1 protein-coding gene is annotated in these 255 nt (G+C 61.6%); it reads left to right on the forward strand.

All coding sequences use genetic code 11. The features are described from left to right. Positions 1 to 255: immunoglobulin-like domain-containing protein (locus V6F91_RS27675; RefSeq protein ID WP_332769960.1), on the forward strand; the 255-nt coding region annotated here is incomplete at both ends.

The raw sequence follows: 255 nt of genomic DNA on the forward strand, positions 1-255 counted from the left end.
CGATTACCAACTCGATCACCAACGTGACCGGCGGCAACTTCGAAAACCTGGTTGCCGACAAAACTCCAGTCTCGACCACCGTTACCGACGTGGCCGACACCACCAACCTGACGCTGTCCGCGACCGGGTCTGTGGCCGAAGGTGGTCAGATCACCTACACCGCAACCCTGACCAACGCCGCTGGCTCGCCAGTGACCGTGACCTTGTCGAACGGCGCCGTGATCACCATCAAGGCAGGCGAAACCACTGGCACCG

Origin of the sequence: Pseudomonas koreensis (assembly GCF_036668835.1) — a bacterium.
In the GTDB taxonomy this organism is placed as follows: domain Bacteria; phylum Pseudomonadota; class Gammaproteobacteria; order Pseudomonadales; family Pseudomonadaceae; genus Aquipseudomonas; species Aquipseudomonas koreensis_I.